This is a genomic window from Komagataeibacter ossonobensis (assembly GCF_057359305.1).
This window is the reverse complement of sequence record NZ_JBXAYQ010000003.1, coordinates 191255-215000: the sequence shown is the minus strand read 5'-3', so window position 1 is coordinate 215000 and position 23746 is coordinate 191255. Positions and strand designations below refer to the sequence as shown.

The 23746-nt window shown below is 62.6% G+C and carries 26 protein-coding genes and 1 tRNA gene; 14 read left to right on the top strand and 13 right to left on the bottom strand.

What is annotated here, in order from left to right; all coding sequences use genetic code 11:
• Positions 1 to 151: 151 nt before the first annotated feature.
• Both AC1RQ9_RS05025 and AC1RQ9_RS05020 read left to right on the top strand, forming a co-directional pair.
• Complete coding sequence (locus AC1RQ9_RS05025) at positions 152 to 727, top strand: DedA family protein (RefSeq protein ID WP_193732181.1); 576 nt, start codon at positions 152 to 154, stop codon at positions 725 to 727.
• Entirely contained in the window at positions 724 to 1818 is a 1095-nt protein-coding gene (locus AC1RQ9_RS05020; protein WP_485985824.1) for a D-alanine--D-alanine ligase, read from the top strand. The genes AC1RQ9_RS05025 and AC1RQ9_RS05020 overlap by 4 nt, the downstream gene beginning before the upstream one ends.
• A 186-nt stretch (positions 1819 to 2004) precedes the next feature.
• Here the strand turns inward: AC1RQ9_RS05020 and AC1RQ9_RS05015 are convergent, their stop codons facing one another.
• Positions 2005 to 2463 carry an MlaD family protein gene (locus AC1RQ9_RS05015; protein WP_193732183.1) on the bottom strand — a complete coding sequence of 153 codons (459 nt, stop codon included), beginning with the start codon at positions 2461 to 2463 and terminating at the stop codon, positions 2005 to 2007.
• Positions 2464 to 2586: 123 nt separating this feature from the next.
• On the opposite strand from AC1RQ9_RS05015, the gene AC1RQ9_RS05010 reads away from it, so the two are divergent.
• A complete protein-coding gene (locus AC1RQ9_RS05010; protein WP_193732184.1) occupies positions 2587 to 3429 on the top strand; it encodes an undecaprenyl-diphosphate phosphatase in 843 nt (280 codons plus the stop codon).
• A gap of 147 nt (positions 3430 to 3576) precedes the next feature.
• Here the strand turns inward: AC1RQ9_RS05010 and AC1RQ9_RS05005 are convergent, their stop codons facing one another.
• Positions 3577 to 4806, bottom strand: a complete 1230-nt coding sequence (locus tag AC1RQ9_RS05005) for a mechanosensitive ion channel family protein (protein WP_485985823.1) — start codon at positions 4804 to 4806, stop codon at positions 3577 to 3579.
• 177 nt (positions 4807 to 4983) lie between these two features.
• Here AC1RQ9_RS05005 and AC1RQ9_RS05000 point away from each other — a divergent pair.
• A tRNA-Met gene (locus AC1RQ9_RS05000) sits at positions 4984 to 5058 on the top strand.
• A gap of 378 nt (positions 5059 to 5436) precedes the next feature.
• Here AC1RQ9_RS05000 and AC1RQ9_RS04995 read toward each other — a convergent pair.
• Together AC1RQ9_RS04995 and AC1RQ9_RS04990 are read right to left on the bottom strand one after the other, a co-directional pair.
• Complete coding sequence (locus tag AC1RQ9_RS04995) at positions 5437 to 5616, bottom strand: hypothetical protein (protein ID WP_485985821.1); 180 nt, start codon at positions 5614 to 5616, stop codon at positions 5437 to 5439.
• Positions 5617 to 5642: 26 nt separating this feature from the next.
• Positions 5643 to 6515: a class I SAM-dependent methyltransferase gene (locus tag AC1RQ9_RS04990; protein WP_485985820.1), complete on the bottom strand. Its 873-nt coding sequence runs from the start codon at positions 6513 to 6515 to the stop codon at positions 5643 to 5645.
• A gap of 178 nt (positions 6516 to 6693) precedes the next feature.
• Here AC1RQ9_RS04990 and AC1RQ9_RS04985 point away from each other — a divergent pair, with 178 nt between their 5' ends.
• Positions 6694 to 7623 carry a DMT family transporter gene (locus AC1RQ9_RS04985; RefSeq protein ID WP_485985819.1) on the top strand — a complete coding sequence of 310 codons (930 nt, stop codon included), beginning with the start codon at positions 6694 to 6696 and terminating at the stop codon, positions 7621 to 7623.
• A gap of 144 nt (positions 7624 to 7767) precedes the next feature.
• On the opposite strand, the gene AC1RQ9_RS04980 is transcribed toward AC1RQ9_RS04985, so the two are convergent.
• Both AC1RQ9_RS04980 and AC1RQ9_RS04975 read right to left on the bottom strand, forming a co-directional pair.
• Positions 7768 to 8670 carry a sulfurtransferase gene (locus tag AC1RQ9_RS04980; RefSeq protein ID WP_485985818.1) on the bottom strand — a complete coding sequence of 301 codons (903 nt, stop codon included), beginning with the start codon at positions 8668 to 8670 and terminating at the stop codon, positions 7768 to 7770.
• Between the two features lie 91 nt (positions 8671 to 8761).
• Positions 8762 to 10162: a M20/M25/M40 family metallo-hydrolase gene (locus AC1RQ9_RS04975; RefSeq protein ID WP_485985817.1), complete on the bottom strand. Its 1401-nt coding sequence runs from the start codon at positions 10160 to 10162 to the stop codon at positions 8762 to 8764.
• 59 nt (positions 10163 to 10221) lie between these two features.
• Between AC1RQ9_RS04975 and AC1RQ9_RS04970 the strand changes: the two genes are divergently transcribed.
• The 3 genes from AC1RQ9_RS04970 to AC1RQ9_RS04960 all read left to right on the top strand — a co-directional run bounded on the left by AC1RQ9_RS04970 (position 10222) and on the right by AC1RQ9_RS04960 (position 10995).
• On the top strand, positions 10222 to 10344 hold the full coding sequence (locus AC1RQ9_RS04970; RefSeq protein ID WP_256431441.1) for a hypothetical protein: 123 nt from the start codon (positions 10222 to 10224) through the stop codon (positions 10342 to 10344).
• A gap of 103 nt (positions 10345 to 10447) precedes the next feature.
• Positions 10448 to 10636 carry a CsbD family protein gene (locus AC1RQ9_RS04965; protein WP_227672512.1) on the top strand — a complete coding sequence of 63 codons (189 nt, stop codon included), beginning with the start codon at positions 10448 to 10450 and terminating at the stop codon, positions 10634 to 10636.
• Between the two features lie 119 nt (positions 10637 to 10755).
• A complete protein-coding gene (locus AC1RQ9_RS04960) occupies positions 10756 to 10995 on the top strand; it encodes a hypothetical protein (RefSeq protein WP_193732191.1) in 240 nt (79 codons plus the stop codon).
• A 177-nt stretch (positions 10996 to 11172) separates the two neighbouring features.
• On the opposite strand, the gene AC1RQ9_RS04955 is transcribed toward AC1RQ9_RS04960, so the two are convergent.
• Positions 11173 to 12447 carry a DUF2075 domain-containing protein gene (locus AC1RQ9_RS04955; protein ID WP_485985816.1) on the bottom strand — a complete coding sequence of 425 codons (1275 nt, stop codon included), beginning with the start codon at positions 12445 to 12447 and terminating at the stop codon, positions 11173 to 11175.
• Positions 12448 to 12610: 163 nt separating this feature from the next.
• Here AC1RQ9_RS04955 and AC1RQ9_RS04950 point away from each other — a divergent pair, with 163 nt between their 5' ends.
• Complete coding sequence (locus AC1RQ9_RS04950) at positions 12611 to 12862, top strand: hypothetical protein (RefSeq protein ID WP_485985815.1); 252 nt, start codon at positions 12611 to 12613, stop codon at positions 12860 to 12862.
• Positions 12863 to 13318: 456 nt separating this feature from the next.
• A complete protein-coding gene (trhA, locus tag AC1RQ9_RS04945; protein ID WP_485985814.1) occupies positions 13319 to 13996 on the top strand; it encodes a PAQR family membrane homeostasis protein TrhA in 678 nt (225 codons plus the stop codon).
• 147 nt (positions 13997 to 14143) lie between these two features.
• Here trhA and AC1RQ9_RS04940 read toward each other — a convergent pair whose 3' ends face one another.
• A complete protein-coding gene (locus tag AC1RQ9_RS04940; RefSeq protein ID WP_485985812.1) occupies positions 14144 to 15598 on the bottom strand; it encodes a sugar porter family MFS transporter in 1455 nt (484 codons plus the stop codon).
• Positions 15599 to 15766: 168 nt separating this feature from the next.
• On the opposite strand from AC1RQ9_RS04940, the gene AC1RQ9_RS04935 reads away from it, so the two are divergent.
• Positions 15767 to 17137, top strand: coding sequence for a DUF6056 family protein (locus AC1RQ9_RS04935; protein ID WP_485985810.1), 1371 nt, complete (start codon positions 15767 to 15769; stop codon positions 17135 to 17137).
• Between the two features lie 111 nt (positions 17138 to 17248).
• Here the strand turns inward: AC1RQ9_RS04935 and AC1RQ9_RS04930 are convergent, their stop codons facing one another.
• Positions 17249 to 17545, bottom strand: coding sequence for a hypothetical protein (locus AC1RQ9_RS04930; RefSeq protein WP_485985809.1), 297 nt, complete (start codon positions 17543 to 17545; stop codon positions 17249 to 17251).
• Between the two features lie 182 nt (positions 17546 to 17727).
• Between AC1RQ9_RS04930 and AC1RQ9_RS04925 the strand changes: the two genes are divergently transcribed.
• Positions 17728 to 17916, top strand: coding sequence for a hypothetical protein (locus AC1RQ9_RS04925; protein ID WP_193732198.1), 189 nt, complete (start codon positions 17728 to 17730; stop codon positions 17914 to 17916).
• Positions 17917 to 18150: 234 nt separating this feature from the next.
• Here AC1RQ9_RS04925 and AC1RQ9_RS04920 read toward each other — a convergent pair whose 3' ends face one another.
• The 4 genes from AC1RQ9_RS04920 to AC1RQ9_RS04905 all read right to left on the bottom strand — a co-directional run bounded on the left by AC1RQ9_RS04920 (position 18151) and on the right by AC1RQ9_RS04905 (position 21848).
• Positions 18151 to 18447 (bottom strand): hypothetical protein, encoded by a 297-nt coding sequence (locus AC1RQ9_RS04920; RefSeq protein WP_193732199.1) that lies wholly within the window; start codon positions 18445 to 18447, stop codon positions 18151 to 18153.
• Positions 18448 to 18551: 104 nt separating this feature from the next.
• Positions 18552 to 19586: an alcohol dehydrogenase AdhP gene (gene adhP / locus AC1RQ9_RS04915; RefSeq protein ID WP_193732200.1), complete on the bottom strand. Its 1035-nt coding sequence runs from the start codon at positions 19584 to 19586 to the stop codon at positions 18552 to 18554.
• A gap of 142 nt (positions 19587 to 19728) precedes the next feature.
• Positions 19729 to 20988, bottom strand: a complete 1260-nt coding sequence (metC, locus tag AC1RQ9_RS04910) for a cystathionine beta-lyase (protein WP_485985808.1) — start codon at positions 20986 to 20988, stop codon at positions 19729 to 19731.
• A gap of 11 nt (positions 20989 to 20999) precedes the next feature.
• The gene (locus AC1RQ9_RS04905) at positions 21000 to 21848 is read right to left on the bottom strand and encodes a sulfurtransferase (RefSeq protein WP_193732202.1); all 849 of its coding nucleotides are present in this window, start codon (positions 21846 to 21848) and stop codon (positions 21000 to 21002) included.
• Between the two features lie 118 nt (positions 21849 to 21966).
• Here AC1RQ9_RS04905 and AC1RQ9_RS04900 point away from each other — a divergent pair, with 118 nt between their 5' ends.
• Together AC1RQ9_RS04900 and AC1RQ9_RS04895 are read left to right on the top strand one after the other, a co-directional pair.
• Complete coding sequence (locus tag AC1RQ9_RS04900) at positions 21967 to 23043, top strand: AI-2E family transporter (RefSeq protein WP_193732203.1); 1077 nt, start codon at positions 21967 to 21969, stop codon at positions 23041 to 23043.
• Positions 23040 to 23738 (top strand): endonuclease/exonuclease/phosphatase family protein, encoded by a 699-nt coding sequence (locus AC1RQ9_RS04895; RefSeq protein ID WP_193732204.1) that lies wholly within the window; start codon positions 23040 to 23042, stop codon positions 23736 to 23738. Before AC1RQ9_RS04900 ends, AC1RQ9_RS04895 begins: the two co-directional genes overlap by 4 nt.
• Positions 23739 to 23746: the final 8 nt, after the last annotated feature.

The window sequence follows — 23746 nt, the reverse complement described above, 5'->3', positions numbered from 1 at the left end:
AGCATGTCACAAGAACGCCCGTCGTCATTTCCCGTTGGCCGCTTATGGCCAATGTTTTCCACGCCCGCCTGCCGGGCCGACTGAAGGGCTTGTGCTTGCGTAGTCACGGTTTTCCCATCCCGCCCGGTCGGGACACGCTGGAACTGCGCGCATGCCCACGCTGACCGCCTACCTCATGGCGGCCGGGGCGTCGCCTGTCATGCAGGGGCTGGCGATCATCATCGGCACCTTCATACTGGAAGACGCCGCGACCATCATGACCGCCATGCAGGTGCGCACCGGGCATGTCGATCTTACGGTGGCGCTGGTGGCGCTGTATATCGGCATTGTCGTGGGGGACATGGGGCTGTACGGCATGGGCAGGCTGGCGGCGCTGTGGCCACCGGCGCGGAAATGGATCACCCTGCCCGGCGGCGCGCAGGAAGGACAGTGGTTCGACCGCAACGTATTCCGCATCGTGTTCATCAGCCGTTTCGTGCCCGGCGCGCGCTTGCCGCTTTACACCGCGTGTGGTTTCTTCCGCGCACGGTTCGGGCTGTTCTGTATCGCGGCGGTGCTGGCGACGCTGATATGGACATCCATGCTGTTCCTTGTCTCACTGCGGGTGGGGCAGTTCCTGATCGACCATCTGGGGACATGGAAATGGGCAGGCATGGCCGGTTTTGTCCTGACCATATTCCTGATCAGCCGCATGATCGCACGTTTGCAAAGTAATGAGACCCGATGACCGACGTAACCACAGCCATTGACAGCAGGCCGGACAGGCAGGCCGGGGCCCCTACGGTTTCCGCGTTTGAATTCTGGCCGGGATGGATCTTCTACACCCCCATCGTGCTGTACTGGATCATACTGGGGCTGTGGCACCGTGATTTCAGCCTGCCCACCGCCGCCAACCCCCGGATCGAGACCGGCGGCCTGTGCGGGGAAAGCAAGAGTTCGATCCTGGACATGGCGGGAGATGTGGCCCGTAAGTGGATCGCCCCCTATGCCGTACTGACCACGGGCCGTGATGACCTGCCGCGCGCGCTGGCGGCGATGAAGGGGGCAGGCCTGTCCTTTCCCGTCGTGCTCAAGCCCGATATCGGGTGCAATGGCACCGGCGTGCGGATCATGCGCGATGAAGACAGCCTGCGCGCGGGTCTGGCCGCATTCGGCCGCGACGTGCCGGTCATGCTGCAGCACCTGATCCCCTACGGGCACGAGGTCGGCCTGTTCTACATCCGCCACCCCGATGAGGCGGACGGCCGCATCACCTCCCTGACCTACAAGGAAGTGCCGTGCCTGACAGGTGATGGCACCTCCACGGTGGAGGAACTGATCCATGCCGATGCCCGCACCCGCCTGGTCCCCCACATCTACCTGCCACGACTGAAGGCGCGCCTGCATGAAATCCCGCCAGCGGGCCAGTTACTGCCGCTGGTGTTCGCGGGCAATCACTGCAAGGGCTCGATTTTCCATGACCGCGCGGTGGACATAACACCCGAACTGCAGGCACGCGTGAACACCATCATGCGCGACATTCCCGATTTCCATTTCGGCCGGATCGACGCCAAGGTCCTCAGCCTGGCCAGCCTGCGCAAGGGCGAGGATTTCCAGATCATCGAAATCAATGGCGTGGGGTCCGAGGCCACCCATATCTGGGATGCCCGCACCACCCTGCGCGATGCCTACATGACGCAGTTCATGCATTACCGCGAAACCTTCCGCATCGGCGCGAAAAAGCGGCGCGAGGGATGGAAAAGCAGCGGGGCGATGGCCATGCTGCGCGCGTGGCTGCGCCAGCGCAGGCTCATGGCGTCCTATCCGATGAATGACTGAGTGCCGTGGCCTACCCGCCTGCAAGCTGCCTGAAAGCAACCCGACGATAAAAAACAACAAGAGTTATCGGGTACCGCCTTTTTCACAAAGGTGGCGTTTGTGGAGCGCGTTCTGAAAAAAGGGCGGCACCCAGCAACTTTATTGTGATTGCACGATATTTCCTGGCCTGGCTTTTCAGGCCGCCTTTCAGTCGCTGGGCAGGCCGCCATTGCCGAAGATGTAGTTGCTGACCTGCTGTTCCAGGCTGAGCGGTTCACGCGTATTTGTAATGACCGCGCCGGGTTTCAGCCTGTCCGCGGATTGCCCCGGCTGCACCAGCAGGGCCGTGTCCGCCGTAAGCGTCGGGCTGCCGATCGACAGGGTTGTATCCGTCGGCAGGGACAATGTACGGTCCAGCGTGAAGCCCACATTGGCCATGTAGGTTGCCGGATCCAGTGCAATGGATGTCACGCGCCCGACGGGCACGCCGTCCATGTCCACATTGGCCCCCACTGCCAGTCCGTTCGCCGAAATGAAGCGCGCCATGACAGGGTAGCGATCCTGTGATCCGCCGCTTTGCGAAGCGCGGGCATAGACACAGAACCCTCCCGCAACCAGAAGGACAAGCCCGCTGGAGATGATCGCGCCACTTTTTTGCCTTGCCATGACGGCTCCCTGCCCGATGCGGTCACGCACCATCCCGAAATCTGCCGCAATGACGGGCGATGTGGGATCAGCGCTATGCCTTGCCTTATCTTTTCATCCTACTGCGTCATGGACGGGCGGACAATGACACTCATTCAAGCTATTATCATTGCAATCATTCAGGGTTCCACAGAACAGTTTCCCATAAGCAGTCTGGGGCACGCGGCCATCGTGCCCGCCCTGCTGCACTGGCCCGTTGACCTGCATGGGGAAATGTTCCTGCCCCTGCTGGTCATGCTGCATCTGGGCACATGCGCGGCCCTGCTGGTTTTTTTCTGGCGCGACTGGGTGGCGCTGTTCACCGGGGCAGTCGGGCGCCATGGTGTCAACGTACAGATGGACAGCATCCGCATCCTTGCGCTGCTGGTTGTCGCTACCATTCCCGCCGTGGTGATTGGCGGGCTGTGTGAACACGCCATCCGCAGCCTGTTCGGCACGGCGCGGTATGCGGCGGTTTTCCTGACGCTAAACGGCGTCATGCTGCTGCTGGTGGACCGGATGCGCGCGGGGCTGCTGTCCACCAGCAACAGATCGCTCGCCTCCCTGGGTTTCGGGGAAGCCCTGGTGATCGGCCTGTTCCAGTGCCTGGCCTTCTTCCCCGGCCTGTCGCGTTCGGGGGCGTGTATCGTGGGGGGCCTGCTGCGCGGGCTGTCGCATGAAAACTCGGCACGGTTCGCCTTTCTCATGGCGCAGCCGGTCATCCTGGCCGCCACCGTGCTGGAGGCGCTGAAACTGCGCCACGCCCCGCCCCAGCCCGAACAGATGCACATGGCGATCATCGCATCCATCGTGGCCGGTGTCGTTGCCCTGGTCTGCACCGGTATCCTGATGCGCTATTTCCGCGACCATGAAGACTGGGCGCTGCGCCCGTTTGGCTGGTACTGCATCGCAGCCGGCGCGGCCGCGTTCGTTTACCTGTCGTTCTGAAAAATTGACAAAAGGCTGTTTGAAAATAGCTGACTGATAAAAAATAATAAAAGTTTTCGGGTGCCGCCTTTTTTCAAAAAGGCGGCATTGTTGGAAGCTTTTTGAAAAAAGCTTCCCCAAAAACGTCTTTATGGTTCAGGGACGTGGTCAGCCGTGGCCCTGACCGCCGTCGGTCATGCTCATGCCGCCGCCGCTCGTGCCGCTGCGCGGGCCTGTATAGGCACCGGGCGGCGGACGTTTGACGGGCGGCGACAGCATGCCCGGATCGCCCATCACATCCAGCCCCGACACCGACGCCACGTGCGATATGCGGTCACGCGGCAGGGCCTCGGGGCATTCATCACGCAGGAAGGCGAGGATCTGTTCACGGATCTCGCACCGCAGGTCCCAGCTCTGCATGGCTGAACGCGCACTGGCGATCACGCGGATCGTCATGACATGGGCGTTGCAGTCCGCCACCTGTACCGCGAATTCCTTACCGTCCCATAACGGGGCGGAATGCACGATTTCGCGCAGGCGTTCACGGATGCGGTCCATGGGCGCGTTGAAATCGACATACAGGAACACCACGCCAATCAGGGCCGCAGAATTATGCGTCCAGTTCTGGAACGTATTTTCCAGGAAATACGAAATCGGCACGATATGCCGCCGCCAGTCCCATACCCGCAGCACGACATAGGTGGAGGTGATTTCCTCCACCCACGCCCAGTCGCCATTGATGATGATGAGGTCTTCCATGCGGATGGGCTGTGTCATGGCGATCTGCATGCCCGCGAACAGGTTGGTCAGCAGCGGGCGGGCCGCAAGACCGACCACCAGTGACGCCGCACCGGCGGACGCGAACAGGCTGAGACCATACTGCCGCACCGGCTCGAACGTCATAAGCGCGGCGCCCACGGTCAGCAGGCCGATCAGCAGGTCGGTCGTGCGTCGCAGTACACGCACCTGCGTCATGTGGGTGCGCAGCAGGATGTCGTCCTTGTCATCCTTGCCATTGATCCGCTTGAGATATGCATCGGACAGGATGCGCGTGGCGACCACGGCTGCATAACCCAGCATCAGCACGAACAGCACCACCAGCGTATGCGTGGTGGCCTGCATGATGTCATAGGGCAGGCCCGATACCGGCAGTGCCGTGCCGACAAACATGATCACCAGCATGATGCGCACGGGGCGCTGCATGGCCATGGTGAAGGAGCGCACGAACGCCCCGCGTTTCTGCCCCGGTATGCGCAGGATCAGTTTCGTGATGAACCGGCTGAACATCTCCGCCACCAGTCCCGCCACGCACAGCATGAGTACGGAGGACAGCAGTCCCGGCAGCCACCCGAAGAGGTGCCGGATCTTGGTCAGGAGCGCCAGGAATTCTGTTTTCACGAAGGATGCATAGCCTTTCCGGGTTGTTTACGGATTATGGGCGGGGTCACCAGTAGTACCCCCTGTTGGGGGGGCGTGACAAATCAATGGGGTTTTCGGATCTTTTCATCCCGGTTTCCAAAACACGGGTTGACTTGCCCCGACAGCGCGGGTATTCCGCACTCATCCTAACGCGATGGCGGTGTAGCTCAGCGGTAGAGCAGGGGAATCATAATCCCTTGGTCGGCGGTTCAAATCCGTCCACCGCTACCATCTGCGTTAGGATTGATTTCCCTTACATTTTTAGACTTTTTCAGGACCATCATACGGGTCTGTCACAAGCTGTTTTAGCACTCTGCGATCCCCTGTTTAGCACTCTCCTGCTCTAAACGATAACGAGTGGCCTTTGTTGCGGCATTGTGTGCCCGCTGTTTCTGGTGGGCTTTACGCACATGGTGGCCGGTAACGCCGTGATCTCATGTTCAGGTCATGCCGGCAGGGCAGCACGATATATGCCTCTGCCTTGACTGACCCGATTGATTGTCTGTCAGACGCCCTGCCCCGGACTGGATACCCGTTATCGGGGCGGTTGGCTGACGATGCAGGGGGCCGCACTGACGCGGCGTCCTGCCGCCCGGTGGCTTTTGCCCTTCAGATCACGGGCATCGCGGTTATGAAATTGAACGAGCATGACGCGCCACGATAGGTCATGCAGGCCGGGCTTTCAGCGCCACCGTCAATGTTGCCTGCCCCATCAAGCTTCGTGGTGATGTCGCGGCGCTGCCCATTATCCGTGATGGCGACCAGTTTCATGCCGGTGGACGTACGCACGGCCTTGCCTCCCACGGTGCCAGTACCTAATCGACCTTGCGGAACTTCAGTTCAAAATTGTCGCCCTCACCAATCGCCTGATATTTTGCATGATCGACAGCGCCAAGCGCATAGGTGGGCGGTAGCGTCCAGACCCCCTTGGGCCAGTCCGTCGTATCTTTGGGATTGGCCGCGACTTCCGATGTGCCGATCAGTTTGAATCCGGCGCGTTCGATCAGCGCGATTGCGTAATCCTGCCGGACATAGCCGCTTGCGGCATCGGGGTCCTGTGGCCTGGTCGGGCGGGCGCGATGATCCTCGACACCGAAGATACCGCCGGTCCTGAGCGCCTTGTGAACAGCCGCCAGCAGTTCGGGCGCATCCTTGTCCTGCATCCAGTTATGAAGGTTGCGGAAGGTCAGGATCACGTCGGCGGTGCCCGTTGGCGCCAGGTCAGGATGCGCGTGCCCGAACTGCGTATAATGAATACGGTCATAAAGGTCAGGATGCGCATTGATCCGGGCCTTCATCGCCGCGGGCCAGTCGGCATATTCACGCTCGACCTCCGTCCCGTCCGGCACGCCCATCGCAGCATAATAGACGCCTTTGTCCCGCAACAGCGGCGCCAGGATTTCAGTCCAGTAGCCGCCGCCCGGCCATATCTCCACCACCGTCGATCGTGGCGTGACACCATAGAACGACAGCAGTTCATACGGATGCCGCGCCCCGTCGCGCGCCACCAGATCGGGGGTGCGGGTTGACGCGGTTACCGCGGCGCGCAGGGGCTGGCTGGCGGGGGCGGCCATTGCAGGCGTCGCGGTTGCAAGGCAGGCGATCACGTAAAATGAATTGCGCATGTACACTTTGCCCGATCCTTCCGATATTGGCATCGCGATCGTTACGATATCATAAATTACCATGCACACCATCCGCCTGCGGCCGATATCCCTTTCCGGCGACCGGGCCGACCGGTCCGCAGCGTCCGTCCCGGATGCATGCTGTCGCAGCAGGGTTGGCATGCCAAAATGTTGCGGTCTGGCAATGGCTACCCCCACGATCATCGGATATACGTGACGCGCAGCAGCCTCCGGAGCCGCCATGGATCGCCTTCACAGCCGCACTGTCGGCGTTGCCCTCGTCGCACTGTCCGCCCTGCTGTGGAGTACGGCGGGCCTGTTCGTGCGGATGAGCCACCTGGACACATGGACCATCGTGGCGTGGCGCTCGTTCTTTTCCTTCGTGACCCTCGGGGGCTTTGCCGTGGTGCTGTACCGGCGGGCGCTGGGGCGCGTCATCCTGCGGCAGGGGTGGCCGGGGGTGTTCACCGTTGCCGTGTCGGTGGGATCGGCCATCTGTTATGTCATGGCCCTGCGGATGACGACCGTGGCGAATGTCATGATCATCTATGCCGCCCTGCCCTTCATCACCACGGGCATTGCCTTCGTGTGGCTGGGTGAACGGGTCACCACGCGCTTCCTTGTGGCGGGCGGGATCGCAATCGCGGGCATTGCCATCATGGGGCGGGCGGCGGCAAGCCCGCGTGACCTGCTGGGCCTTGGCGCGGCCTTGGTCATGACGACCGGCTTTGCAATACAGCTGGTGCAGGTGAAGCGTTACCCATCACTGGACATGACCATCATCATCACCCTGATGTCAGGGATCTGCATGCTGGTGGCCATTCCCGTCATGCGGCCCGGCATCCCGCCGTTCCAGTCCATGCTGGCCTGCGCCCTGTTCGGCACCATGACGATGGGACTGGCGTATATGCTGCTGCTGAAGGGCAGCCGGCTGATATCGTCGGGCGAGACCGGGTTCATCTCGCTGCTTGACGTGCCCGTTGGCCCGTTATGGGTCTGGCTCTTCTACGGCGAACGCCCGACCGGGGCGGTCATGGGTGGCGGGGCCATCGTGCTGGTGGCGGTTGCATGGTACCTGCTGACCAACCGCGCGCCAGCCACCAGCACTGTCACCACCACTGTCACCAGCCCGACATGGACCGGACCTAATAACCGCGAAACAATCAATTGATAAATAAAGGTTTTTTGGTGCCGCCTTTTTCAAAAAGGCAGCATTTTCCGAAGCTTTTCGAAAAAGCTTCACCGGGAACTTCTTTTACCGCACAGGGGGCCGCGGGCCGCGCCTGAAGCGCGCCCCGCCCCATTCCCGGCGCGATCAGTCGCCGCGATACGGGGCGGCCGCCCTGGGCAGGCCGTCCTCGATCGGCAGGGCGGGATTGCGGGACCATTCGTTCCACGATCCCATGTAGATCCGCAAGCGGCTGAAACCGGCGGAAGCCAGCGCGACATAGGTATTGGCCGCCCGCGCGCCCTTGAAGCAGTAGATGATGATGTCATCATCGGGCCGCAGACCACGGCTGACGGCAAGGGCACGGATTTCATCGGTGCTGCGGAAGGCGGCGTGATTGTCGGTGACCTTCATGAAATCATACCACTCGATCCACACCGCACCCGGTATACGGCCCTTGCGCGGGGCGAAATCGACACCGTAGGGCGACGAACTGTCACCCAGCCATTCCACCCGGTCACGGTTATCCAGCAGCCTGACCGTGGGCGCCCCCAGGGCTGCGCGCACGTCTTCATAGGTTGCCATAAGCCCGGCATTGATATGCAGCGGGAATGTGGTGCGCACAGGGGTGATGGTTTCGGTCGTGAGTGCCCCGCCCCCCTTGCGCCATGCGCTCAGCCCGCCATCCAGAATGCCGACAGCGGGATAGCCAAGGTAGCTGAGGATCCAGTACCCCCGGCATGACGCGCCATAGCGGGTATGCAGGGCATCTTCATAAATGATGGCGGTCTTTTTTCCATCCAGCCCGTAATCCGCGAACAGGCTGGCGAATGTCTGCTGCAGTGTGTGCAGGCCGTCCTGCGTGGTTTCCGCCAGGTAGGTGAAGATATCGGGCATGTTGACCGCGCCCGGAATGTGGCCTGCGTCGAAATCCTTGCGGTCGCGCACATCGATCACGACCGCGTCGCCACCGGCAAGCATCCGGCGCACATCATCGGGCGAATGGAGAACAGTTGTCGGCATCACGGCTTCCTGCATGGTTCGGGACATGGCTCCAGCCCTATCAGAAACACGGCGGGCCTGCCCCCTGCCCCACGCAGGTTAGCCATCACCGGGGCGCAGGCACGCCCCGGCGGTCAGGTCAGTTGGACAGATCGGGAATGATGGACAGCAGGAAGTCCACGCCCGGCGCGATGGCGGCCACCGGCGTGCGTTCGTTCAGGCCATGCATGAAGTTTTCCGACGGCTTGATGAACAGCGGGCTGGCTTCGTAGCTGGGCACGTTATGGGCGCGGAACCACATGTTGTCCGATGCCCCTGCCTCCATGGACGGGATGACCGGCAGGCCGGGATAGACGCCGTGGATCGCCTTGGTCACCGCGTCAATGAAGCCCTTGTCCATGGGGGAGGCATCGGTCGCGACCGACCCGGCCGAAACGTCGCGCACCTGCACGTTCGGGTCGGCCACCACCTTCTGCAGTTCGGCCATGATGTCGGCCTTGGAATGACCGGGGAAGATACGGCAGTTGATGTTGGCCGTCGCCCGCTGCGGCAGGGCGTTGAGCGCATGGCCCCCGTTCACCATCGTGGCGACGCAGGTCGTGCCGATCTTGCCCACCATGGACGGATCGGCCGACAGGGTCGCAATCGCCTTTTTATCCGCCGGGTTGGCGGCGAACGCCTTCATCGCGGCACCCAGCCTGCCCGGTTCCAGCCTGGCCGCCCCCTCGAAATAGGCGCGGGTAATGTCGTTTTCCTCCGGCTTGAACTGGTATTTCTGGATACGCGACAGGGCTGCGGACAGTTCGGCGATTGCATTGTCGGCCCGGGGTTCAGACGAATGGCCGCCGGGATTGGTGACCGTCAGTTCATAATCGTCATAGGTCTTTTCCGCCGCCGCCCATGCGAAATATTCCGGCTTGCCGGTCTGTTCGTTCAGCACGCCATCGGCGCCATCGACATTCAGCACCATGCCCGTATCGGACAGCCTGTCCGCCAGGGCCGCGCCACTGCGCATGTCCGTTTCCTCATCCCCGGAGAAGGCGAGGATGATCGTGCGCTTCGGCCTGTAGCCCTCGCGCCGGAGTTCGATGAGGGAGGCGATCGCCAGCGTGTCATCCAGCTTCATGTCCGTGGCCCCGCGGCCGAACAGGTAGCCATCCTCCACCACCGGGGTGAACGGGTCACGCTTCCAGTCGGCGGGTTTCGCCTCCACCACGTCCATGTGGCCCAGCACCACCAGCGGCTTGAGCGACGGGTCGGTGCCATGCCACGTGGCGGTCATGTACATGGTTTTGCCGACCGGGACGATCTGGATGTCCTTTTTGGAAAAACCACCGGCCACCAGCGCCTTGCTGAACAGTTTGGCCACATCCGCCGTCCTGTTCTCCGGCCCGGCCACCGAACGCAGTGCAATCGCCTTTTCCGCAAGGTCCAGTGCCTGGGCATCGGCCTGCGGGTGTGGCACCACGTCCGCGTGCGCCATGGGGGGAAGCAGGGCCGGAAGGGCGGTAAAGGCAAGCAAGGCCATGACTTTGCGCATAGATCGGTAACTTTCCAAAAGTATCATTTCGATAAAATAATGACATGGAACCGCCCTGCATGCCAGTCGCCCATCACACGGCACCGGATACCGGGCGGGAGCAGGCACATGCGCAAAATACGGGTGCGGGCATGGCCGGACGGGTCATGCGGGCGGGCGTGACGGCCATCATCATGCATTAAATGTTTGTCAGGTATGCATTAATTGTTGCATGTGCACATGCATCATGCTGTTGTCTGCCATGCGCATGGCGCAGCATTCTTTCCAATGGATGAAAGGTCTGACATGGATCGTTTCAAGACGATGCTTAGCGGTCGCACCAACATGCTGCTGGGCCAACTGAAACAGGAAATCGGCTATGCCACGGGCCTGCGGCGGCTGGAACGCCAGGGCATCGCGCAGGAAATGCGGGGCTTTTCCCAGACGGCCCGCCTGCACCGCATGGCGGCCATGGACCAGTCCGAACAAGGCTGAATCTCCCATACTGCATTCATGCTGACAAACGCATAACCGCATCGCGCGCATGGAGGTTGCCGGGAAACCGGCAACCCGTACGATGGCCGCATTACCTAATCCATTCAGGAATGACGGCCATGAGCAAAGACCAGATCATCGACATGCCCTTCACCACGGACGCCATGAAGGCGGCCATTGAACGGCGCATCATCCAGGCCCCCGGCCTGTCCGATTCCCAGAAGCATGACCTCAGCGTGACCCTTGCCGGGCTTGATGCCACGAAGCTGGCGACGCTGGTTGAAACCGTGCTGGGCCACGCCATTGAATCCGGCCCTGAAATCCTGCCGTACCTGCAGCGTCTGGGCCAGCGCGGCTGACAGGCTGTTTTCGGGATAAACGTTTCCGGGTGCCGCCTTTTTTCAGAAAGGGCGGCGCTCCTTGAAGCTTTTTGAAAAAACCTTTCCCTGATCTGCGCACCGTTTCAAAAACGGGCCTTCGCACATCAGGCGTGCGGCCCGTTGAGTGTTATAACAATCTCACCTGATTGCCCGCATTCATGACATTCCCGTCTGGTCCGGACATGCATCCGCCCCCACCGGGGCCAGCGCACGGGCCTTCCACAACGCTGCCAGCCGGGCATGCAGCTGCGGGTTGCTGGCATGGATGTACAGCCCCCTCACCCCGCGTGTCATGAGCACGTTGATGGAATTGAGGATGATGCGTTCCATCACCACCTGCGGGTTGTCCACGCCGTCCCGCCCGGTAAAGGCGGCCCTGTCCTCATACCGTGACGGGTCGATCACGATCCGGTCGGCCGCCGGGTCATAGGTCACGGACGGGCCAAGAATCACGCCCGCGTAATTCAGGTCGAACCCCTGTATGGTATAGACCGAACCGACCTCATCAATCGTATCGGGCCGTTCCGCCCATGGCAGGCGCGCCTGCGGCATGGCGCGGTCCCAGCGCAGGTGGAAACGTCCCTCGGTAATGAAATGGTCCTGCCCGTTCAGGGTATAGGGGTAATCGTACGTCGCCAGCATGCGGCACAGGCCATACCGCGCATTGTGTTGCCTTATGGCTTCATACATGGCCTGCGCATCGTCAAAGATACGGAAATCAAAGGGCTGCGGGGCGGGTAATGGCAACAGCCTGCCGTCACGCAGGGCGTGGATCCATGCCATGACATCCGCATGGGCATGCACGCGGAACTGCTGGTCCAGCCTGCGGGTCACGACCGGATAGCCCGCTACAAGCCGGGCCAGTGTGGCGTCGTTCCACAGGCTCTTGAACTTCAGCACCTGATACGCGTCGAATATGATGACCACGACATGGGCATGGCGGATGATTTCCGCCAGCTGGTTATCCTGCCGGAACCGGTTGTACGGATCGCTGCGGGTCAGCAGCAGGTGCGCCTCATCCACCAGCACGATATCGGCGCGGCCATCACGGTCGTGCATCTGGTTGATGAAGGTGGTCGGGCGTTCGAAATCCTTCTTGCGCAGGCAGGGCTGGGTTTCGGAAATGTTGCGGTACAGCTTGATCATTTCCGGGTGGTTGACCAGCAGCCAGTTGCGGCTGCCATGCAGCGGGTCATGCGCATCGCGTCCGCGCGCCGCATCCTGTATGGCGGTAAACAGGGAATTGAGCAGCAGACTCTTTCCCGTACCCGCGTCCCCTTCGATGATGAACAGCGCGTGGTCATCCGCCCGATGGGCGCGGCAGAAGGCCATGACCTCCGCCTTCAGCGCCTGCTGCTGGCCCGTCAGCGCCATGGTGGGGGCAAGACGCGCAAGCGCGCTGTCGGGGGTATGGTCGGTGGGGTCTGGCATGTCTGTCCCTTCTGGTATCCCCCTTTTACGGCGCGGGGTGACTGACCAGATATGTGAAATATGACGCAAGGGCATGTGTACCCTATTGGTTTTCCTGCCCTGCCATGCGTTATATCATCCATGCACGCGCATATCGCGCATCATTCAGACAGGATTGCCCATAATGACCGACAAACCCACCGCCGCCGCACGCGAACACATGCACAAGCTGGCGGACAAGGGCCAGAAGGAACCCAAGCTGCTGACCAGGGAAGAAGTGATCGCACTGGGCCAGCACGTCGCCAAGGAACATGGCCACGCCACCGAAGCCGAACATGAAATCGCCAGGAAGGCGCAGCACAACCCCGAAGGCATCACGGTGGCCGAAATCAAGACCCTGTGCAGCCACGTCAAGGGCGAGCGCACGGCCCGCTAAGGTCCGGGACCGGGGGATGTCGGGCGCCTGCATGCGCCTGCGTTCCCCGGTTCGTCCCGTTGCCGGGCGTTTAAAAAGTTTTTGGATGCCTCCTTTTTGAAACAAGGCGGCGTCTCTTGAAGCCTTAAAAAAGCTTCACCAAGAAATTCTGTACTGTTTTTAGTATGCCTCAGGTGGAGTTTTTAAGTAAAGATAGCAACCTGATGCCTTTTTTATTTCCCGTCAACGGGCTGTCCTGAAATAATCCCCTGCCCGCGCAACCTTCATGCCGGACATGGATCAACCACCCCATCATGTGGCGTGGACTGTATGACCCGCGGGGGCCGACGGGACGGGTGACGGATCCGGCCTGCCGGAGGCCTAACGCATGCATGATCTTTTTTGCATATATAGAAACAGACTTATTCATTATATGGGATCGGACCTGCGGAAAAATAAGGAGTATTTTCCGCCGCCATGAACACCCGCACGCGTTTTCCCATCTATTCCCTGTCCGAACGGGCTGCCGACCTGCTGGTGCATATCATCGGCGTGGTGGGGCTGGGGTATGGCGTGCTGTGGCTGGTGCATACCGCCATGCTGTCCCATTCGGGACTGGAATCCGGGGTGACGCTGCTGTACTGCGGGGCGATACTGGCGACGTGCCTGTCCTCGGCTGCGTATAATTTCTGCCCGTCATGCTGGCTCAAGGGCGGGTTGCAGCGTGTTGACCAGTCCGTAATCTTCGTCGCCATCGCCGCGACCTATACCCCGTTTATCCTGCTGGGTGGCCGGGGTCGCGGCAGTGTGTGGTTCTGCGCCCTGTTATGGGCCATGGCCGGGACCGGCGTGCTGGCCAAGATGTGTTTCTTCACATGGTCGCGCCGGTTCCATGTCGTGCCCTATCTGTGTGTTGCGTGGGTTTTCTTTCTGTGTCCCGACCCGCTGGTGTGGACGCTGCCGGCGCCTGTCTTTTTCCTGATCGTGCTGGGGCTGGTGTTCTTCTGTATCGGCGTTGTGTTCTACATGCGTGAAAACATGCCGTTTTCCAACGCGCTGTGGCATGTGATGGTCGTGCTGGGTGCTGGCACGCACATGGCCGCGGTGGGATCGATGCTGCTGCATTACAGCCGGGGGGCAATGCGCGGCTTCTAGGCCGAGGACTACCCCTTGAGGTGTCCCACGCAATCATAAAGACGTTTTTGGTAAAGCTTTTTTCAAAAAGTTTCTGGATATGCCGCCCTTTTTGAAAAAAGGCGGCACCCGGAAGCTTTTATTATTCCTCAATGGATTATTTCGGCCCTAACGCCCGATTTCACGCAGCGGGCGACCGGCCTCCAGATGCTGTTCGATCACATCCAGCGGCACGTCACGGGTTTCGGGCACCAGGGCCAGCGTGAACAGCACGAACACCACGTTCATCACGCTGAACCCGGCAAAGGTCCAGCCCGCCCCGGCAACCGCCACGATGCTGAGGAACGTGTTGCTGACCGCCCAGTCCATGCCCCAGTTGGCCAGTGTGGAACAGGCGACGCCAAAGTCCCGTCCCTCGATCGGCTGGATTTCCGAACACAGGGTCCACACCAGCGGCCCGGCCCCCATGCCAAACCCCGCCACGAACACCAGCAGGGCGGCTACCAGCGCCAGCACCGCGCCCAGTCCGGTCAGGTGCATCCCCTCGATCACGCCTGCGGCCGCCAGTGCCACCGCCATGATGACGCAGCTTGTCACCAGCAGCGGCCTGCGCCCCCAGCGCGAGACCATGAAGATGGCCAGCACGCCCACGACCGCGTTGACCGCGCCGACCATGACGGTGGCCCATGCGGCGGCGGATGTCCCGAAATGCGCGCCTTTCAGGATCTTGGGCGCGTAATACATCACCACATTGATGCCGGTCAGCTGCTGCATGACCTGCAGCCCGATACCCAGGGCGACGGAGCGGCGGAAAAACGGTCTGGTCCGCAGCAGGGTGAAGCCCCCCACCGGCCTGCCCGCACCCAGTTCGCGGCGGATGTCATCCAGTTCCCGGTCCGCCGTCACTTCATCCCCGCGCAGGCTGCGCAGGACCTTGCGCGCTTCCTCGAACCGGCCCTTGGCCGCCAGCCATGACGGGCTGGATGGCAGGAACGCGCACCCCATGAACAGCAGCGCCGCCGGAATGACCGGCAGCCCCACCATAAGCCGCCAGTGCCCCCCGCCCGACAGGATGCCGCCAGCAAGGTACCCCAGCAGGATGCCCGCCGACTGCAGCATGGAAAAGGTGGTGACCATGGTGCCGCGCATGCGCCCCGTCGTCAGTTCGGAAATATACAGCGGCGCGGTAAAGGTGCAGATGCCAATGGCCATCCCGATCAGGAACCGCCCCAGCATGATCTGCCCGATCAGGCCCGCCGTGGCGCATAACAGCGCCCCCAGCCCGATCAGCAATGTTGCCGTGCCCAGCGCCAGCCTGCGACCGAAACGGCTGGAAAATACCCCCGCGGCCCCCGATCCCAGCAGCGCGCCCACCATCAGTACCGACACGACCCATTCCTGCGCCCGGGCGGAGGCATGGAAATCATGGCCGATGAAGCCCAGCGCCTCCGCGATCAGGCCGGTATCCAGCCCCACCAGCAACCCCGCGCTGGCCGTGGTCAGGGCCGCGCGCGCAGCCCCCCCGCCCGCGCCGGGGGACGGCGGGGGCGACCCGGCGGAGGCCGGGGTGGCAGGCGCCGCGCCATGCGGGGGGGCGACGGATCGATCGGCAGGCTGTAACACGTGGCTCTATCCCCTGATCTCCGGCATGATCGTGATTGACGGGGCCGGTCAGGGTGGATTCATAGGCGATGCGACGGCAGCGATCCATGATACAACCCCAATTACGGATCAATTGCGCGAACGGCCCGGGGCCGGAGCGTATCATTTTTCCGTAGGGACCGCGCCGTCATGGCGGAACCGAACCCCGGACCGGCAGAGGCCCAGCATCGAATGAAACCACCCGCATGCATTCCCCCCCGCCCCGAACCCGGTGAACGGGTCGGGCTGGCGCTGTGCTTTGCTTTCCTGCTGTGGGCCAACTGGATCACGCCGCTATGGGCGGATGATTACTGCCGCACCATGCCGTTCAACCCCACCACCATCGTGCGGATTGTCTGGGGCAATTACAATTTCTGGACGGGACGGTGGTTCACCACGTTGGTAACCTTTTTCGTGCTGGACCTGCGTCCCTATGGGTCACTTGCGGCCTTTGCGGTGGTGAATGCGGGCATCTTCACCTTTCTGGTCCGTGTCGTGGTGCATATGTGTCGTGCGGCGACGGGCCAGCCCGCCCCTGCCCGCTGGCGGGACGGGGTGGCGCAGTACCTGCTTGTGTTCCTCATGCTATGGTGGCTGCCGCGCACCATTGGCGAGGTCGCGTTGTGGAAAACCGGGGCCATTGGCTATCTGTGGCCTGTCGCGGGGGAAACGTGGCTGCTGTCGCGCATCCTGTCGCGCCGCACGGACATGAACATGGCGCAGCATGTCGCCACTTTCCTGATCGCCACGTTCCTTGAACCGCTTTCGCTGCTGCTGACACTGATGCTGGCAGGGGACGCGGTGCGGGCGTGGAAGCGGGGCCAGCGCGCGCCATGGCCACTGCTGTGCAGCCATGGGCTGGGCACGCTGGTGCTGGGGATCGCGCCGGGCAACTATGTGCGCATGCGCACCATGACGCCCAGTCCGGTCATGGACCGGCTGGATGGGCTGCTGGGCAATCTTGGCAGCCTGTTTGACCCGTTCTGGCTGCCATTTGTGGCGGTGATCGGTATCGGCCTGTTCCTGGGCCGGCGGCAGGTGCCGTTTTCCGCCAGCCTGCGCGCGGGGCACGGGATATGGTTTGTCGGGCTGGCGCTGGCCTATATGGCGCTGCTGATCATGTTCCCACGTGAAGCCTTGGCCGCGCGGGTGTCCTTTCCCGCCAGCGTGCTGCTGGTGTGCTACCTGACCTGCCTGCTGTTTACCTGTCCCGTCGGGCCGGTTTTCAGTCGGGTCGTGGCGTCGGGCTGTGCCGGGCTGGCTGTCATGCATATGGCCATTGTGGTGCCCGATTTTGTGCGTCTGGCGCGCATAAGCCACGACCGGGTGGCCAGCACCCGCGAACAGGTGGCGCGTGACCAGCCGGTTGTCCTGCCCCGCGTCACGATGGGGCCACGGCACAAACTGCTTTATGTGCGCAAGGACATTATTTTCGTGGGTATCAACCCCGACCCGCACAACATGCTGACCATGTGTTTCGCGCAGGCCATGGGGGCATCATCCGTCCGGTCCGTGCCATGACGGATGATAAAAGGTGATAAAAGTCTTCGGGTGCCGTCTTTTTTCAAAAAAGGCGGCGTTTTCCAAAGCTTTTGGGAAAAAAGCTTCACCAAAAACTTTTACTTTGACCTCTTACTGACCACCGTTACTGGGCGGCGGCGCGGACTGCGCTCCCCCTTCGGGCGGGCCATTTTCGGGTGGCTGCTGCTGGTTTTCACGCGCTTCCTTGCGCGCATGGTGGCGTCGCGCCATGCCTGCGGCACAACCGGCCGCCGCCCCGCCCTTGCCATGGCCACTGCCAACGAAATGCCCCGCCACGCCACCGGCGACGGCCCCCTTTACGCAGCCCCCCGGTTCCGCCTGCGCCGCAAGCGGCAGGGCGAGGACAGTCGTGGTGGCAAGGGCCAGTGCGGTACGCCTGAAAAACATATCTTATCCCATCAGGTTGGTGTTGAAGCCTTTCAACGGTGGATACTGTCCGGGGTTCCCCCGTTTCGTTCCGGCACGGTTTCAAGGGGTATCAGGGAACGGCAGTCATGCAGGGGCAATGGTTGCCAGCCACCGTGGCATCTTTCATCCTCTGCCCATCAACCCAACGGGAGACTGCCGACATGGCCAAAGAACCGACAGACGTCATCCACGCCGCCCTGATCCACGCCGCCGCCACCCTGACGGCCGCGAAAAAGGACGTGATGGAAAAGGCTTCCCCTGACGAGGTGAAGAAGCATTTCAAGACCTTCCTTCACACGCTGGAAGAAGGCTGGCGCGAGCATGAGGCAGGCGATCACCACCATTCCTGATCGCAGGGCGTGAATGCATAAAAGGGAGCGGTACCATCTGGCACCGCCCCCCCTTTTTTTTCATGTTTCCCGGACGAACCGGGGCCATGCACGCGCTGGTATCCCCGCAAAAATGTCCGGCAACCATATGAAAAGTTTCTGGTGAAGCTTTTTTCAGGAAGCTTCAGAAAACGCCGCTTTTTTTAAAAAGGCGATACCCAAAAAATTTCCTGTTTTATCAGTATATTATTTCAATCAGCGATGCCCTGTGAAGAACTGGCTCATGTCGCCCTTGGTATCATGGCCCCACTTGTCCAGCTTCTTGCCGGTCCGGTTGCCCCAGTCCTTGGCATTGTCGGTCTTTTCCGCCGCCTTTTCGTGCGCTTCATGGGCCTTTTCACGGGTTTCCGCGCTGGTTTCGTGTGACTTCAGGCGTACTTCACATTCCGCATGATCCGTAACGCCGTCACAGGCATCCGCCAATGCCGGGGCCAGGGTTGCCACGTTCAGTCCGGTTGCGCACAGCCCTGCCAGAATCAGCGTCTTTTTCATGATTACCTTACCTGTCCTAAATGGTTTGTCAGATGCGGGCACGGACGCACCGGACGTCCATGCCGTGTCTGTATGCCAAACGCACCCGGCAACGCGGAGTTGCCTTACGCCCCGTTGCGGAAATCCAGCACCACGCGCCCCTGCACCCGGCCGTGCTCCAGATTGTCGAAAATGGTGTTGATGTTTTCCAGCCTGTCGGGGCTGACCACCGTCGTGACCTTGCCATCGGTAAAGAAGGACATGGCTTCGATCATGTCCAGCCGCGTGCCGACAATGGACCCGCGCACGGTCGTGCCGTTCATGACCATGTCAAAGATGGACAGCGGGAAGTCACCGGGCGGCAGGCCGTTCAGCACCACCGTGCCGCCACGCCGTGCGTACCCCACCGCCTGGCTGAACGCCTTGTCCGACACGGCGGTGACCAGCACGCCATGCGTGCCGCCCGTCTGTTCACGGATATACGCGACGGGATCCTGCTTCAGTGCATTGACGGTCACGCGCGCGCCCAGTCTGCGGGCTTCCGCCAGCTTTTCATCGCTGATATCCACCGCCGCAACATTCAGGCCCATGGCCACGGCGTACTGGATGGCCATCTGCCCCAGCCCCCCCGCGCCGGAAATGGCGACCCATTCCCCGGCCCGGGTATCGGTCATCTTCAGGCCCTTGTACACCGTCAGCCCCGCGCACAGCACGGGGGCCGTCTTGATCGGGTCGATGTCCTTGGGCAGGTGGGCAACGTAATTGGGGTCGGCCACCACGTATTCGGCAAAGCAGCCATTGACGGAATAGCCGGTGTCCTCCTGCTTTTCACACAGGGTCTCCCACCCGCCCAGGCAGTGTTCGCAATGCCCGCAGGCCGAATACAGCCACGGCACGCCCACCACGTCTCCGGTCTTGATCCAGTTGACGTTGCTGCCGACCTCGACCACATGGCCGATCCCCTCATGCCCCGGAATGAACGGGGGCCTGGGCTTGGTGGGCCAGTCGCCACGGGCGGCATGCAGGTCGGTATGGCAGACGCCGCAGGCATCGACCTTGACCAGGATCTGGTTGGCGTTGATCTGCGGAATGTCCAGTTCCTCGATCGTCAGCGGCTTGCCGAATTCCCGTACAACCGCAGCCTTCATCTTTCCAGCCATCTTGCACCTTCCGTTCCGATGTCATGGCCCCGGCCATGGAGCCACCATTCCTGCGCCCCCCGCCCGGCCGGCATGGCCGGGCGGGGGGCATCATGTGTGGGCCAAGTGTCCCATCCCTGCCCCGTCGCAACCTTGATCTACGTCAGCCGGTCCCCCGCCCTGCGCGGGCGGCAGACATGCCATCCAGACCACGCGCCAGATCGGCCACCAGCAATGTGCCCGCCTCCAGCCCCACATGCAGCCTGCAGGCCGGCCCCGCACCGGTAACCGACGGGCAGGAACGCGAGATCCCGCCCGTGGTGGGCAGCACAAGGCTTTCGTACCCGCCCCATGACGCGCCAATGCCGAAATGCTGCAGGCCATCAATCATGGCGGTCAGGTCCGCCTGCGTGAAGCCCGCGTCAAACACCACGCCAAACAGCGAGGACGCGCCACTGAAATCCCGCGCCCAGTATTCATGCCCCGGGCAGGACGGCAGGGCGGGATGCAGCACGCGATGCACCTCGGGCCGGGACTGCAGCCACAGCGCCACCCCCAGCGCGGTGGCCGCCTGGCGTTCCAGCCGCGCGCCCATGGTGCGCAGCCCGCGCAGGGTCAGCCAGCAGTCATCCGGCCCCGCCGTCTGCCCCGCCTGTATCGCCGTGTCGCGCAATGGCCGCCAGTGCGCATCCGACGCCACCGTGACCGCGCCGATGATGGTGTCGGAATGGCCCGCCGCGTATTTGGTCAGCGCCTGCACCGAGACATGCGCCCCATGCGCGAACGGGTTGAACAGGCCGATGCCCCATGTGTTGTCCACCACCAGCGTGGCCCCCGCGCGGGCGGCAAGGCGGCCGAGCATGGGCACATCCTGCACCTCGAACGAATGGCTGCCGGGGCTTTCGGCAAAGATCAGGCGGGTATTGGGCTGCACCAGCGCCTGCACTTCATCTTCGCCCGCCATGGGGGGAAAGTAGGTGACCTCCACCCCGAAACGCCGCAGCACCCTGTCGGCAAAGCGCCGGGTGGGACCATAGACGGAATCGGACAGCAGGCAGTGATTCCCCGCCTGCAGGTAGGTCAGCAGCGGCAGCGTGCAGGCCGCAAGCCCCGATGGCACGACCTGCGCCTGGGTGCCGCCCTCGATTTCGGCAATGACCGCTTCCAGCCTGTGCTGGATGGGCGTGCCCATGGCGCCGTAAATCAGTTCCGGCCCGTAGCGGCCATGCCCGGCGCGGTCCATGGCCTCCAGACTGGAAAACAGCACGGTGGACCCGCGCCCGGCGGCGGGATTGACGAATACGCCCCTGTCGCCTTCGGGCGCATCACGCCCCATCTGGACAAGCCGCGTGGACATGTCGCGCCAGCCGCGCACGACGCGTTCAAGCAGGTCAGGCGGCACCAGCGCCATGGGATCGGTCATATCGTCCGCCCTTACGCGCCGCACACGATGGGCGAATCAGGCGTGGACGCCCATTCCGCCCATGACCCGTCATAGACCGCGGGTTCCCCCGCGCCGGCCCCGATACTGACCAGCGCGAGCGCGATCATGCACGCGGTCATGCCGCTGCCGCATGAACATGTCACGGCCGTGCCGTCGGTCACGCCAAGGCTGGCGAATTTTTCCTTCAGCGCGTCAACCGGCAGGAAGCGGCCATTGTCATCCAGCAGTTCGGTATAGGGCAGGCTGCGCGCGCCGGGCATGTGGCCGGATTCGATCCCGGCGCGGGGTTCGGGGTCGCGGCCTTCGAACCGGCCCCGGCTGCGCGCATCCAGGATCAGCCCCGGCAGGCGGCCCTGCACGATATCCAGCACGTCGCCCGTCCCATGTAGCCGACCGTAGCGCGGGCGGCTGACAAACGGCGCGGGGGCGGCAAGGTCCGGGCCGCTTTCCAGTGGCAGGCCAGCGCTTTTCCACGCGGCCAGCCCGCCTTCAAGCACCTGCACCCGTTCATGGCCGAACAGGCGCGTCAGCCACCATGCGCGCGCGGCACATGCCATGCCGTCCTGGTCATAGAAAACGATGTGTTTCGTGTTCGCCATGCCGCGTTCGGTCGCAAGGCGGGCGAAGCGGGCCTGACCGGGGATGGTGTGCGGCAGGGGGGAATCCGGGTCGGAGAACGTGTCGATGTCAAACCGCACGGCACCGGCGATATGGGCATTGGCAAAACGCTGCTGCGGGTCGAAGGCCTGTCCCGGCAGCGCCATGGAGGCATCGAGCACAAGGATGTCGCCATGCTGGATGGCCTGTGCCAGGTCGGTGGCTGAAATCAGCGGATGCATACCTTCTCCCGGTGTTTAGGAATTGCGTGTCGCACAATAAGGTGCAGCATACGGCAAGGGAACGAAAGTCCTGAACATTTGTCTTTCGTTTAATGGCAGGAGGGGATAGGCCACCGTTATGGTCGAACGTATCATGATGGGACTGATGCTGGGGGGGATCGCATTCGGCTGCGTCCTGATCCTGTATCCGTTCATGACCGCCCTGCTGTGGGCTGCGATCCTGACCTTTTCCACGTGGCCGGTGTTCATGCGGCTGCGGCGGCACATGTCGCTGCTGCCCGCGGCCCTGATCATGACGGTGCTGTGCGCGCTGGTGCTGGTGGTGCCGCTGGCCGCCGTGGTATCCAACGGCATTGCCGATGTCCCGGCGACACTGCAGTACATGGTGGACGCGGTGGGTACGCTGCACCTGCCGCCACTGCCCGCGCGCATTGCGCATATTCCACATTTCGGCCCTGAAATTGTTGAAAAATGGCAGAAATGGTCGGTTGATATCGGCAGCATAGACCAGATCGTGCGCCCCTATGCCGGGCGCATCGGGCAATCGATCCTGACCGGCATGATGCAGCTGGCCAGCGGGCTGGCGCACCTGGCCATGGCGCTGTTCATTTCCTTTTTCTTCTGGCTGGGCGGGGATGCGCTGGGGGATACCTTTGTCGCCGTGGTGCGCAGGATCGCGGGCGTGTACGCCGACCGGATCCTGCGCATCGTGGGCCGGACCATACGTGGCACGGTGTACGGCATTCTTGGCACCGCCATCATCCAGGGCATCCTGACCAGCATCGGTTTCGCCATCGCGGGTATTTCCAGCCCCGTGCTGCTGGGGGCTGTCACCGCCTTTGTCGCGGTGCTGCCGATCGGCGCGCCGCTGATCTGGATTCCCGCCGCCGTGTTCCTGCTGCTGACCCATCATCCGGGCTGGGGTATTTTCCTGCTGCTGTATGGCACGATCATCGTATCGGGGGCGGACCATGTCATCCGGCCCATGTTCATCGCGCGCGGGGCGCAGATGCCCTACCTGCTGACGGTGCTGGGCGTGCTGGGGGGCGTGCTGACCTTCGGGGGCCTGGGCATTTTCCTTGGGCCCGTGCTGATTGGCGTGGGCTATACCCTGACTGCCGAATTCGCTGCCGGTGATCCCCGGTCCAAAGACCCCATTCCTGATGAGATACGCGAGCCGTTTATCGAACCATGACCCTAGCGCGCCCCTACCTTCGCCTGCCCTCCATCCAACCCCGGCACGGCACGCCGCCACAGATGGACCTGACCCCGCCCGAGCGTGAGGGCGAGGCGATCAAGATCGTCAGCTGGAACCTGCTGCGCCGCATCGGGGCGACGGTGCGCGACGTGATCGACCTGATCCGCACCGAACGGCCCGACCTCATGCTGATGCAGGAAGCGACGGTGGAAATCGACACCCTGCCCACGCTGATCGGCGGGCATTACGCACGCTCCCCCCTGCCCGGCCGCATACACGGGCTGGCATGCTGGAGCCCGTGGCCCTACCGCCGCCAGCCGCTGACCTGCACCCTGCCCGCGGGCACGCTGATCCGCCGCGTGGCCCAGATTGTCGATTGCGGAACGGTGACGGTGGCCAATGTCCACCTTTCGCACGGGCAGCTGCTCAACCGCAGGCAGTTGCGCCGCGTCGTGCAGATCCTGCCGCATCAGGCCGCCATCCTGGGCGATTTCAACCAGGTCGGCCCCGCCCTGATCCGGCATTTCCATGACGTGGGGCCACGCGAACCGACGCACCGCATGGCCGACATGCTGCCCATCCGGCTGGACCGCTGCCTTGTGCGCGGCCTGACCTGTGTCGAACGCCACGTGATCGAGAATTACGCATCCGACCACCGCCCCATTTCCGTCCTGCTCAGACCCATGCGCTGACCCTGCCG

Bases quoted from the DNA above. Each gene is read 5' to 3' on its own strand.
- AC1RQ9_RS05025 (WP_193732181.1), top strand. From the start codon at position 152: ATGCCCACGCTGACCGCCTACCTCATGGCGGCCGGGGCGTCGCCTGTC.
- AC1RQ9_RS05020 (WP_485985824.1), top strand. From the start codon at position 724: ATGACCGACGTAACCACAGCCATTGACAGCAGGCCGGACAGGCAGGCC.
- AC1RQ9_RS05015 (WP_193732183.1), bottom strand. From the start codon at position 2,463: ATGGCAAGGCAAAAAAGTGGCGCGATCATCTCCAGCGGGCTTGTCCTT.
- AC1RQ9_RS05010 (WP_193732184.1), top strand. From the start codon at position 2,587: ATGACACTCATTCAAGCTATTATCATTGCAATCATTCAGGGTTCCACA.
- AC1RQ9_RS04990 (WP_485985820.1), bottom strand. From the start codon at position 6,515: ATGGTAATTTATGATATCGTAACGATCGCGATGCCAATATCGGAAGGA.
- AC1RQ9_RS04985 (WP_485985819.1), top strand. From the start codon at position 6,694: ATGGATCGCCTTCACAGCCGCACTGTCGGCGTTGCCCTCGTCGCACTG.
- AC1RQ9_RS04980 (WP_485985818.1), bottom strand. From the start codon at position 8,670: ATGTCCCGAACCATGCAGGAAGCCGTGATGCCGACAACTGTTCTCCAT.
- AC1RQ9_RS04975 (WP_485985817.1), bottom strand. From the start codon at position 10,162: ATGCGCAAAGTCATGGCCTTGCTTGCCTTTACCGCCCTTCCGGCCCTG.
- AC1RQ9_RS04970 (WP_256431441.1), top strand. From the start codon at position 10,222: ATGCCAGTCGCCCATCACACGGCACCGGATACCGGGCGGGAGCAGGCA.
- AC1RQ9_RS04965 (WP_227672512.1), top strand. From the start codon at position 10,448: ATGGATCGTTTCAAGACGATGCTTAGCGGTCGCACCAACATGCTGCTG.
- AC1RQ9_RS04960 (WP_193732191.1), top strand. From the start codon at position 10,756: ATGAGCAAAGACCAGATCATCGACATGCCCTTCACCACGGACGCCATG.
- AC1RQ9_RS04955 (WP_485985816.1), bottom strand. From the start codon at position 12,447: ATGCCAGACCCCACCGACCATACCCCCGACAGCGCGCTTGCGCGTCTT.
- AC1RQ9_RS04950 (WP_485985815.1), top strand. From the start codon at position 12,611: ATGACCGACAAACCCACCGCCGCCGCACGCGAACACATGCACAAGCTG.
- trhA (WP_485985814.1), top strand. From the start codon at position 13,319: ATGAACACCCGCACGCGTTTTCCCATCTATTCCCTGTCCGAACGGGCT.
- AC1RQ9_RS04935 (WP_485985810.1), top strand. From the start codon at position 15,767: ATGGCGGAACCGAACCCCGGACCGGCAGAGGCCCAGCATCGAATGAAA.
- AC1RQ9_RS04930 (WP_485985809.1), bottom strand. From the start codon at position 17,545: ATGTTTTTCAGGCGTACCGCACTGGCCCTTGCCACCACGACTGTCCTC.
- AC1RQ9_RS04925 (WP_193732198.1), top strand. From the start codon at position 17,728: ATGGCCAAAGAACCGACAGACGTCATCCACGCCGCCCTGATCCACGCC.
- AC1RQ9_RS04920 (WP_193732199.1), bottom strand. From the start codon at position 18,447: ATGAAAAAGACGCTGATTCTGGCAGGGCTGTGCGCAACCGGACTGAAC.
- adhP (WP_193732200.1), bottom strand. From the start codon at position 19,586: ATGGCTGGAAAGATGAAGGCTGCGGTTGTACGGGAATTCGGCAAGCCG.
- metC (WP_485985808.1), bottom strand. From the start codon at position 20,988: ATGACCGATCCCATGGCGCTGGTGCCGCCTGACCTGCTTGAACGCGTC.
- AC1RQ9_RS04905 (WP_193732202.1), bottom strand. From the start codon at position 21,848: ATGCATCCGCTGATTTCAGCCACCGACCTGGCACAGGCCATCCAGCAT.
- AC1RQ9_RS04900 (WP_193732203.1), top strand. From the start codon at position 21,967: ATGGTCGAACGTATCATGATGGGACTGATGCTGGGGGGGATCGCATTC.
- AC1RQ9_RS04895 (WP_193732204.1), top strand. From the start codon at position 23,040: ATGACCCTAGCGCGCCCCTACCTTCGCCTGCCCTCCATCCAACCCCGG.